General features: G+C 64.9%; 8 protein-coding genes. 2 read left to right on the top strand and 6 right to left on the bottom strand.

What is annotated here, in order from left to right; all coding sequences use genetic code 11:
* Nucleotides 1-50 precede the first annotated feature (50 nt).
* Nucleotides 51-812, bottom strand: coding sequence for an NAD kinase (locus tag RXV88_RS11390; protein WP_316292926.1), 762 nt, complete (start codon nt 810-812; stop codon nt 51-53).
* A 174-nt stretch (nt 813-986) separates the two neighbouring features.
* Between RXV88_RS11390 and glyA the strand changes: the two genes are divergently transcribed.
* Entirely contained in the window at nt 987-2,282 is a 1,296-nt protein-coding gene (glyA, locus tag RXV88_RS11395) for a serine hydroxymethyltransferase (protein WP_316292928.1), read from the top strand.
* A 78-nt stretch (nt 2,283-2,360) separates the two neighbouring features.
* Here glyA and RXV88_RS11400 read toward each other — a convergent pair whose 3' ends face one another.
* The 4 genes from RXV88_RS11400 to RXV88_RS11415 all read right to left on the bottom strand — a co-directional run bounded on the left by RXV88_RS11400 (nt 2,361) and on the right by RXV88_RS11415 (nt 7,570).
* Nucleotides 2,361-4,319, bottom strand: a complete 1,959-nt coding sequence (locus tag RXV88_RS11400; protein WP_316292930.1) for a matrixin family metalloprotease — start codon at nt 4,317-4,319, stop codon at nt 2,361-2,363.
* Nucleotides 4,320-4,388: 69 nt separating this feature from the next.
* Nucleotides 4,389-5,654 (bottom strand): ABC transporter permease, encoded by a 1,266-nt coding sequence (locus RXV88_RS11405; protein WP_316292932.1) that lies wholly within the window; start codon nt 5,652-5,654, stop codon nt 4,389-4,391.
* Complete coding sequence (locus RXV88_RS11410; protein ID WP_316292935.1) at nt 5,654-6,457, bottom strand: ABC transporter ATP-binding protein; 804 nt, start codon at nt 6,455-6,457, stop codon at nt 5,654-5,656. The genes RXV88_RS11405 and RXV88_RS11410 overlap by 1 nt, the downstream gene beginning before the upstream one ends.
* A gap of 102 nt (nt 6,458-6,559) precedes the next feature.
* Complete coding sequence (locus RXV88_RS11415) at nt 6,560-7,570, bottom strand: ABC transporter substrate-binding protein (protein ID WP_316292936.1); 1,011 nt, start codon at nt 7,568-7,570, stop codon at nt 6,560-6,562.
* 414 nt (nt 7,571-7,984) lie between these two features.
* Here RXV88_RS11415 and RXV88_RS11420 point away from each other — a divergent pair, with 414 nt between their 5' ends.
* Entirely contained in the window at nt 7,985-9,373 is a 1,389-nt protein-coding gene (locus tag RXV88_RS11420) for an aspartate aminotransferase family protein (RefSeq protein ID WP_316292938.1), read from the top strand.
* Nucleotides 9,374-9,601: 228 nt separating this feature from the next.
* Here RXV88_RS11420 and RXV88_RS23700 read toward each other — a convergent pair whose 3' ends face one another.
* Entirely contained in the window at nt 9,602-9,805 is a 204-nt protein-coding gene (locus tag RXV88_RS23700; protein WP_410468819.1) for a phospholipase D-like domain-containing protein, read from the bottom strand.
* Nucleotides 9,806-10,035: the final 230 nt, after the last annotated feature.

Consider the following 10,035-nt stretch of genomic DNA (forward strand, 5'->3'; position numbering starts at 1 on the left):
CCGGAATTTTTCAAAAATTCCGGCACCGGTGGCGGTCCGCGCGCGCTTTGTCAGACGAATTGCTCGCGGATCAGCCGTTCTTCAAGGCCGTGCCCCGGGTCGAACAGAACCCGGTGCGCGATCGAGGGTTCGGATTTGATATCCACGCGCAGCACGTTCTGCACCGCGCGCGCATCCGCCTCGGCCATCACCGGGCGCTTTTCCGGATCGAGCACCTCGAACGTCACCAGCGCGGTCTTGGGCAAGAGCGCGCCGCGCCAGCGCCGGGGCCGGAACGCCGCCATCGCCGTCAGCGCCAGAACGTCCGCCCCGATGGGCAGGATCGGCCCGTGCGCGGAATAATTGTAGGCCGTCGAGCCTGCCGGGGTCGCCACCAGCGCCCCGTCGCAGACCAGCTCGGACATCCGCAGCTTGCCGTCCACGCTGATCCGCAGCCGCGCCGCCTGAGGGCCCATCCGCAAGAGCGAAACCTCGTTGATCGCCAGCGCCTCGTGCACCACGCCACCGGCGCATTCCGCGCGCATCGACAGCGGGTTGATCACCGCCTCCTCGGCCGCGCGCAGCCGCTCTTCCAGCCCGTGCTCGGAATATTCGTTCATCAGGAACCCGACCGTGCCGCGGTTCATGCCGTAGACCGGCACCGCCAGCGCCTGCGTGCGGTGCAGCGTCTGAAGCATGAAGCCGTCGCCCCCCAGCGCCACGATCACATCCGCCCGCCGTTCCGCATGATCGCCATAGCGCCGCGTCAGCGCCGCCTTGGCGGATTGCGCGAGCGGTGCGTTTGAGGCGCAAAAGGCGATGCGGAGCGACATGGCGTTTCCTGAAGGGGCCGGCTGGTTCCGAAACAAGCACAAGTTTCGGCAGCGCACCACCCATGCCGCGCCATATTCCGGGAATGTCGCTTTACAACCTTTGCCACGGGTCCAGTTTCCTTTACGAAACGCGGCAACGCGCAATTCCGAATCCACCCCAAGGGAGGCACGACCATGAACGCCCCACACCGCGACACCGGTTTCTTCACCGAAACGCTGTCCGACCGCGACCCCGAACTCTTCGCCTCGATCACCGGCGAGCTGGGCCGCCAGCGCAACGAGATCGAGCTGATTGCCTCGGAGAACATCGTCAGCCGCGCCGTGATGGAGGCGCAGGGCTCGGTCATGACCAACAAATACGCCGAGGGCTATCCCGGCCGCCGCTACTATGGCGGCTGCCAGTGGGTCGACGTGGCCGAGAACCTGGCCATCGAGCGCGCCTGCAAGCTCTTCGACTGCGGCTTTGCCAATGTGCAGCCGAACTCGGGCAGCCAGGCCAACCAGGGGGTCTTTACCGCGCTGCTGCAGCCCGGCGACACCATCCTGGGCATGAGCCTCGACGCGGGCGGGCACCTGACCCACGGGGCCAAGCCGAACCAGTCGGGCAAGTGGTTCAACGCCATCCAATACGGTGTGCGCAAGCAGGACAACCTGCTGGATTACGACCAGGTCGAGGCGCTGGCCAAGGAACATCAGCCCAAGCTGATCATCGCCGGCGGCTCTGCCATTCCGCGGCAGATCGACTTTGCCCGCATGCGCGAGATCGCCGATAGCGTCGGCGCGTACCTGCACGTGGACATGGCCCATTTCGCGGGCCTCGTGGCGGCGGGCGAACATCCCTCGCCCTTCCCCCATGCCCATGTCGCCACCACCACGACGCACAAGACCCTGCGCGGCCCGCGCGGCGGCATGATCCTGACCAATGACGAGGCGCTGGCCAAAAAGTTCAACTCGGCCATCTTCCCCGGCATCCAGGGCGGCCCGCTGATGCATGTCATCGCCGCCAAGGCCGTGGCCTTTGGCGAGGCGCTGCGCCCGGAATTCAAGACCTATCAGCAGAACGTCATCAAGAACGCCCAGGCGCTCAGCGACCAGCTGATCAAGGGCGGTCTGGATACGGTGACCCACGGCACCGACACCCATGTGGTGCTGGTCGACCTGCGGCCCAAGGGCGTCAAGGGCAACGCCACCGAAAAGGCGCTCGGCCGCGCGCATATCACCTGCAACAAGAACGGCGTGCCCTTCGATCCGGAAAAGCCTATGGTGACCAGCGGCATCCGTCTGGGCAGCCCCGCCGGCACCACCCGCGGCTTCGGCGAGCAGGAGTTCCGCCAGATCGCCGACTGGATCATCGAGGTGGTCGACGGGCTGGCCGCCAATGGCGAGGACGGCAATTCCGAGGTCGAGGACAAGGTCCGCGCCGAGGTCGAAGCGCTCTGCGCCAAGTTCCCGATCTACCCCACGCTCTGACCCGCACTTTCGGCAAGACGGATCACGGCCCGGACTGGAAAAGCCCGGGCCGTTTTCGTTTCGGGCGCGCGCCCGGTGTCAGATAAACAAAATGTCGTCGGCGCCGAAATCGGCGGCGGCGACGCCCTGCAGGACGATCTCGTGCCCCTGCACCGTGATCCGCAAGGACCCCGAGGCGCTTTCGATGTCGAGCGCCCCGAAGCCCCCGGCGCCCGTCAGGCGCAGGCGGTCCGTGCCGGTCTCGAAATCGGTGATGATGTCGGTCTCGCCGGCGTTCAGCAGGTTGAAGATGAAGAGGTCAGCCCCCGTGCCGCCCGACAAGGTGTCGTCGCCGGTGCCGCCGATCAGCTTGTCGTCGCCGCCCTGCCCGTTGACCACGTCGTTGCGCCCTCCGCCTGCGACGAAATCGTCGCCCGCGCCGCCGTCGACCGTGTCGTCGCCCTCGCCCGCGCCGAGCGTGTCGTTGTCGGCCAGCCCGTACATCAGATCGCGGCCTGTGCCGCCGCCCATGTCGTCGGCACCGTTGCCGCCCAGCAAGTAATCGTCGCCAAAGCTGGCGCCCATCGTGTCGTCGCCGTCGCCGCCCGTAAGCGTGTCGTTGCCCGCGCCGCCGTTGACGATGTCGTTGCCAGCGTTGCCGATGGCGGTGTCGTCGCCCAGGCCCGCGCCGATGATGTCGTTGCCCTCGCCGCCGTCGATCGTGTCGCCGCCAGTGCCGCCGCCGATCAGGTCGTCGCCCGCGCCGCCCATCAGCGTGTCATCCTCGCTGCCGCCCGCCAGCAGGTCGTCGCCCTCGCCCCCGTCGATCCGGTCGTCGCCACCGCCGCCGCTGAGCGAATCGTTGCCAGCATCGCCGTTCAGAACGTCGTTGCCGTACTCCCCCTGCGCGACGTCGTTGCCCGCGCCGCCGTCGATCCTGTCGGACCCCCAGCCGCCGCGCAGCGTGTCGTCGCCGCCCGCCCCAGAGAGGCTGTCCGGCCCATCGCCGCCGGTCAGCGCCTCGGGGTCGTCGGTGCCGGTCAGGGTGACGCTCGGCCCCAACAGGCTGTCGATGGACATGGTCTGGTTGAGGAATTGCAGGGTTTCGACGCTCGACAATGTCAGCGTACCGTCGTCGAGTTCCAGGTAAAGCTCGGGGCCGTTCGCATCGGGCGTCAGCGTCACGCCGAAGGAGGTCTCGTTCACCGACACCAGATCGGTCCCGCCCGCCCCGGCGATCGTGTCGCCCGCGCCTGCGCCATGGAACCTGTCGTCGCCCGAAAACCCGGTCATCCGGTCCGGCCCGCTGTGGGCAAAGAGCGCCCCGCCGCCCTGCGGCGCGTCTTGCACCAGCGCGCCGAGGTCCGCGTCCCAATGGGCCGCCTGCGCCACGTCGGGCCCGTAAAGCACCTGCATCGCCTCGACATCCAGCGTGCCCAGCGCCACCGTGCCATGCGACCTGTCGTAGGACATGATCGTGAACAAGCCGTTGTCGAACGCCGGGTCGATCACCACCGGTCCGGCGAAAGGGTGTTGCAGCCCGACGGCATGGCCTATCTCGTGCAACAGGATGGAATAGCCCCGCACGCCCGGGGCCATGGTCGCCGGATTGCCGCCGTAGTAATCGGCGTTCATCCAGATATCGCCCGACTGCCCGCCAAGCCGGTTGTAATAGGTGGTTTCCCCGTTCGAGGTGTAGGACGACACTCCCGGGTAATAGCCGAACCCGCTGAGCGGGTTGCCGGTAGCATTGGTCAGCCCCTCCATGTCGCGCATGGAAAAGGTGATCTCGGCCAGATCGCCGGGCACCTCGACGAAGGTCAGGCCGCTGGCGTCGTCCCACGTGGCCAGTGCGCCGCGGATGATGTCGAAATAGTCTTCGGTGAAAGGCTGAAAACCGGGAATGTCCGGGTCGTACCCGGGCAGCTCCTGCGGAAAGCCGAAGGTGACGACGACGGGCGTGCCATGCGGCTCCGCCGCGTTCCAGCGGCGGTCGACGTCGACCCCGAGGATGGACAGAAGATCGTCCGACAGGCCGTCGGGGGCGGGGATGGGCATGGAAACTCCTTTAAAGGGTCACTCGTCAACGCCGGTGGCAGGCCGCGGGCCGGGGCCCGCGGCGCAGGGTCAGACCTTGCCTTTCCAGGGCACCAGCGCCCGTTCGGCCGCGCGCATCAGCATGTCGATGCCAAAGCCGATAACGCCGATCAGGATGATCCCCATGATCACGATGTCGGTCAGCTGGAATTTCGACGCCACCATGATCATCATGCCCGCGCCCTTTTCCGCCGCCACCAGTTCGGCGGCAACGACGGTGCCCCAGCAGACCCCCATCGCCACTCGCGCCCCGGTGAAGATATCGGGCAAAGAGTTGGGGACGATGACGTGGCGCATGATCTGCCACTTGCTGGCGCCCAGCGAATAGGCCGCGTGCACCTTGGAAATCGACACGCCCGACACGCCCGAGCGCGCTGCGATGGCCATGATCCAGAGTGCGGCCAGGAAGAGTAGGATGATCTTACCCGCCTCGCCGATGCCCGCCCAGATGATCACCAGCGGGATCAGCGCCAAGGGCGGCACCGGGCGCATGAATTCGACGATGGGGTCGAACCAGCCGCGGAACCAGTTGGACAGGCCCATGGCATAGCCCAGCGGAATGCCAACCAGCGCGCCGAAGAAGAAGCCCACGATCACCCGGAACAGCGAATATCCCAGATGCTCCCAGAGCGTGCTGTCACGGTAGCCCTCGCTGGCGATCTCGCCCATCCGGGCGACCACCGCCTCGGGCGGCGGCAGCCAGATCGGCTCCATCTGCCAGCCTTTGGCGGGCTCAAAGTTCAGCGTGCCCTTGGGCGACATGCCGACGCGGCCGAATTCGGTTTCGACCGACCCGCCGGGTTCGATCGGATGGCCGTTCACCGCGACAACCGTATGGCCGTCGTCGCGACCGAGCTCGTCGTTGCGGTCCACCCGAATAAGGCCCGAGCGCCAGGCGCCGACCGCATCCGCATCGTTCTTGGCCCAGCCGTCGCCGGGGTCGACCTCGGGCGGGTCCTCGTTGTCGTTGCCGACCTCGAAGACGTTCACCGTGACGGTGGCGTCGTCGGTCTGCCCGCCGGCCTCGGCGGTATAGGTGAAGCTGGCCTCGCCGATGAAGGGGCCGGGGGCGTGCAGGAAGGACGGGATCATCTTGGACCCGGTGAAGGCCCCCCAAAGCAGGAAGATCGACAGGATCGACACCACGCTGGCGATCCGGTTCGGCGTCACCGCGCTTTCGTCGCCGAAGGTCACGGTCTTGAGCGAGGTGTAATCGGTGGTGGCCTTGTGCACCGCGAATTTCACGATGAAGAACGAGGCGACGAAGATCGCGATATAGATGGCGAAAACGATCATTATGCGTCCTCCGTCCGGCCCATGATTTCTTCTTCCATGTCCCAGATCATGCCCAGGATCTCTTCGCGCTTGGAGCCGAAGTCGGGATGTTTCTTGACCTCGCGCAGGTCCTCCCCGACGCCGAGATCGGCAAAGGGCAGACGGTATTCCTTGTGGATGCGGCCGGGGCGCGGCGCCATGACCAGCAGACGCTCACCCAGCAAGAGCGCCTCTTCCACCGAGTGGGTGATCAGGATGATGGTCTTGCCGGTTTCCTTCCAGAGCTTGAGAACAAGCGACTGCATCTTCTCGCGGGTCAGCGCGTCGAGCGCGCCCAGCGGTTCGTCCATCAGGATGACGTCGGGCTCGTTGGCCAGGCAACGGGCCAGGGCCACGCGCTGCTGCATGCCGCCCGACAATTCGTAGACCGCCTTTTCCTTGAAGTCCCGCAGGCCCACGACGTCAAGCAGGTGATCGACGTTGGCGCCCCATTCCGCCTCGCGCTTGCCGGCCATGCGGGGGCCGAAGCTGACATTGTCCCGGACGCTCATCCATTCGAAGAGCGCGCCTTGCTGGAACACCATCCCGCGTTCGGCATCCGGGCCGTTGACGCGGTGGCCGTTCAGGATGAGCTGCCCCTCGGTCGGTGCGAGGAATCCCGCCACGATGTTGAGCAGGGTGGTCTTGCCGCAGCCCGAGGGACCGAGCACCGACATGAGCTCGCCGGCTTCGAGTTTGAGCGTGACATCCTTGAGCGCCTGGACGGAACTGCCGTTGGGCAGGTCGAAGCGCATGGAGATGTTTTCGATGGACAGTCCCGACATGGGGCATTCCTTTCCGAAGAAAGAGGCGCCGCTCCTCCGCCCTTGCGGGCGTCCTCGCGAGGAAAGCCCGCAAGGGCTTGAGGAGCGGCTTTTGGCAGGCGTTTACATCCCGCTCGCGGCTTCGAGCGGACCGGCGTTCACAGCGCCGGCGTAGCTGTCGAGCGCGGCGTCGATGCTGCCGGCCTCGACAAAGACGTCCGCCACGCCCTTCATGAAGGTCTGCGCGCCGCCGGCCAGCCATTTCGCCGACAGCTGGTCTTCGACATTCGGGAACACGAAGGTCGAAATCGTCGCCATCGTGTCCTCTTCGCTCATGCCCGCGTCCTTGGCGATCACCGGCAGCATTTCGGCATGGTTGGCCTCATCCGCCCACATGGCGTTGGCATCGGCGGTCACCTTGAGGAACTTTGCCACCAGGTCGCTGTTTTCGGCCACCCACCCGGCGGGGCCGGAGGTCACATCGAACACCAGGATGCCCAGCTCTTCCTTTTCGGCGCCGGTCAGCAGCACGTTGCCGTGCTCTTTGGCGCGGCGGAGCGAGCCGCCCCAGCCACACATCATGTCAACCGAGCCTTGCGCGATTGCGGCGGCGCCGTCGGGCGGCGCCATGTCGACCACTTCCATCGACGACACGTCGACGCCGAAATGGTTCATCTGGTTGAGGAAACCGTAATGCGCAGCGGTGCCCAGCGGAACGGCGGCCTTCTTGCCGGCCAGTTCCGAGGCGGACATCTTGTCGATCTCGAGGTCCTCACGCACCACGCAGTTGTCGTTCTCGGAATAGCTCACCGCCACGTCGAGGATCTGCAGATCCTGCCCCGCGCTGGTGGCCACCACGAAAGGCGGCACGCCCTGGCTGACAGCCAGCTGCACGTCGCCCGAGGCCATCGCCGCCGACATCGCCGTGCCGGTGTCGAAGCTCACCCAGTTGACGGTGACGCCCATCTCTTCATCGTAGGTGCCCATCTGCTTGGCGTACTGGAACGGCATCGGCCATTCGAGGAAATAGGCCACGGTGATCTCACCGCCGTGTCCGGCCGCGAACGCCGCCTGGCTGCCGGACAGCACGGCCAGACCGGCCGCTGCGCCCATCAGGGTTGTCTTGATGCTCATTTTCATATCACTCCCGTGTTCTGACCCGCGCGACACAGTCCCGCGCGGGCTTTATGATGCGCTTCGGGCGGTCCTCCGCCTCTTGTCGCCGGCGCCATGCGGCACCTTGCGCATGATCCGAACGGAAAAACCCGATAGGATCAATTGTTTTTCTGAAATTTCGCCGGATTTGCGTTCCGCGGGCTTAACCGCTGGGCAGGTGAATTTTTCGGCAATTCTCTGAAATCGCGGCCAGTTGTGCCATATTCAGCCCGCCTGGTGCTGTTAAACCCGGCATTCTGGTATTACGCTTGTTGACCAACTGGCCCTAACGTCTGCCCCCTTTTTTGGCTGATGTGAAACGGGCCGCGACGCGTTTGCGCAGTGGCCTTTCCCGCACGCGCTGACACCGCCTTGACAGAACGGAGCATTCCCATGGACGGCACCTATCACGACAACGATATCAGCCAGATCATCGCCGCCGACAAGGCGCATGTCTGGCATCACCTGATCCAGCACAAGCCGTTCGAGACGACAGACCCCCGCATCATCATCGAGGGCAAGGGCATGCGCGTCTGGGACCAGAAGGGCAAGGAGCATCTCGACGCCGTCTCCGGCGGCGTCTGGACGGTCAACGTCGGCTACGGGCGCGAATCCATCGCGCGGGCGGTCTATGACCAACTGCTCAAGCTCAACTATTTCGCAGGCTCCGCGGGCTCGGTGCCGGGCGCGCTCTTCTCGGAAAAGCTGATCTCGAAGATGCCCGGGATGAGCCGGGTCTATTACGTCAACTCCGGCTCCGAGGCGAACGAGAAGGCGTTCAAGATGGTGCGCCAGATCGCGCACAAGCGCTATGGTGGCAAGAAGCACAAGATCCTCTACCGCGACCGCGATTATCACGGCTCGACCATCGCCACGATGTCGGCGGGCGGCCAGAACGAGCGTAACGCCCAGTACGGCCCCTTCACGCCCGGCTTCGTGCGCGTGCCGCATTGCCTGGAATACCGCGCCGCCGAACAGGGCGCGCCGGTGGAAAACTACGGCGAATGGGCCGCCAACCAGATCGAAGAGATCATCCTGCGCGAAGGCCCCGATACCGTGGGCGCGCTCTGCCTCGAGCCGGTGACCGCCGGCGGCGGCGTCATCACCCCGCCCGAGGGCTACTGGCCGCGCGTGCAGGAGATCTGCCGCAAGTACGACATCCTGCTGCATATCGACGAGGTCGTCTGCGGCGTGGGCCGCACCGGCACCTGGTTCGGCTACCAGCAATACGGCATCCAGCCCGACATGGTGACCATGGCCAAGGGCGTCGCCTCGGGCTATGCGGCCATCGCCTGCATGGTCACGACCGAGGCGGTGTTCGAGATGTTCAAGGACGACGACAGCGACCCGATGAACTATTTCCGCGATATCTCGACCTTCGGCGGCTGCACCGCCGGCCCGGCCGCGGCGCTGGAAAACATGCGCATCATCGAGGACGAGGGCCTGCTGGACAACACCAACGCCATGGGCGACTACATGCTCGACCAGCTGCACGCGCTGGCCGACCGCCACGCGGTGATCGGCGATGTGCGCGGCAAAGGCCTCTTCCTGGGCGCCGAGCTGGTCGCGGACCGCGGCACCCGCGCGCCGACGCCTGAAAAACAGGTGCAGGCCGTGGTCGGCGACTGCATGGCGCAGGGCGTGGTGATCGGCGCGACCAACCGCTCGGTGCCGGGGTACAACAACACGCTGTGCTTCTCGCCCGCGCTGATCGCCACCAAGGACGACATCGACGAAATCATCGCCGCTGTGGACTGCGCGCTGGGACGCGTCTTTGGCTGACACCTTCCGCCTGAATACCTTGGGGCAGCCCATCGGGCTGCCACAAAACATATCAAGACATTGATAACAAAACACTTATTCGCCTTTGATCAGGCGAACTAGCCTATATGCTGGCCATTGGCCAAAGTGTTAGGGAAGAAGTGGGCACCGCTGTGTTGTATGTCAGAACATGCCCAGCCTGAACTAGCACTCGAACTACGCGCGCGCGTAGAGATGATTCAATGGAATTCAGCCAACCTTTGAAATCGTCTTCAGCTCCATCAACCCTTTCCAGTGTCGATATATGTCTTGAGGAGTGTCTCCACCTTTTATCATTACGCCGGCCTCCAAGTTTCTTTCCAACGCATGCCCGGTGAAGTTTGCGCAGGTTGTGAAGACCGCTTCGTCATCGGACAAAGTGATCTTTGCATGGACAGGGTGTTCAAACCTCATGAAAGTCGAACACTGGCTCAACGGGGTGCTTGCAGCATAAGAGATCTCGGAAGCACCTCATGTGCTCTCCGTAGTTTCGAGACTGAACCGGTCACGTTCGCGCGAGAAATGGCGGCCATCAGTCCAAGGACCCGTTGACATAGTCGAACTGACCCAGGGCACTTTCGCACATGGCCTTGTGCGGTGCCATGCCATACCGAGTTGCTCTAAAGCGGCCATGCCGTGGAGTA

It is taken from the genome of Aestuariicoccus sp. MJ-SS9, assembly GCF_032586235.1.
Lineage (GTDB): Bacteria > Pseudomonadota > Alphaproteobacteria > Rhodobacterales > Rhodobacteraceae > Aestuariicoccus.

Coding starts and splice junctions, on each gene's coding strand:
- RXV88_RS11390 (WP_316292926.1), bottom strand. CDS start 812: ATGTCGCTCCGCATCGCCTTTTGCGCCTCAAACGCACCGCTCGCGCAA.
- glyA (WP_316292928.1), top strand. CDS start 987: ATGAACGCCCCACACCGCGACACCGGTTTCTTCACCGAAACGCTGTCC.
- RXV88_RS11400 (WP_316292930.1), bottom strand. CDS start 4,319: ATGCCCATCCCCGCCCCCGACGGCCTGTCGGACGATCTTCTGTCCATC.
- RXV88_RS11405 (WP_316292932.1), bottom strand. CDS start 5,654: ATGATCGTTTTCGCCATCTATATCGCGATCTTCGTCGCCTCGTTCTTC.
- RXV88_RS11410 (WP_316292935.1), bottom strand. CDS start 6,457: ATGTCGGGACTGTCCATCGAAAACATCTCCATGCGCTTCGACCTGCCC.
- RXV88_RS11415 (WP_316292936.1), bottom strand. CDS start 7,570: ATGAGCATCAAGACAACCCTGATGGGCGCAGCGGCCGGTCTGGCCGTG.
- RXV88_RS11420 (WP_316292938.1), top strand. CDS start 7,985: ATGGACGGCACCTATCACGACAACGATATCAGCCAGATCATCGCCGCC.
- RXV88_RS23700 (WP_410468819.1), bottom strand. CDS start 9,805: ATGAGGTTTGAACACCCTGTCCATGCAAAGATCACTTTGTCCGATGAC.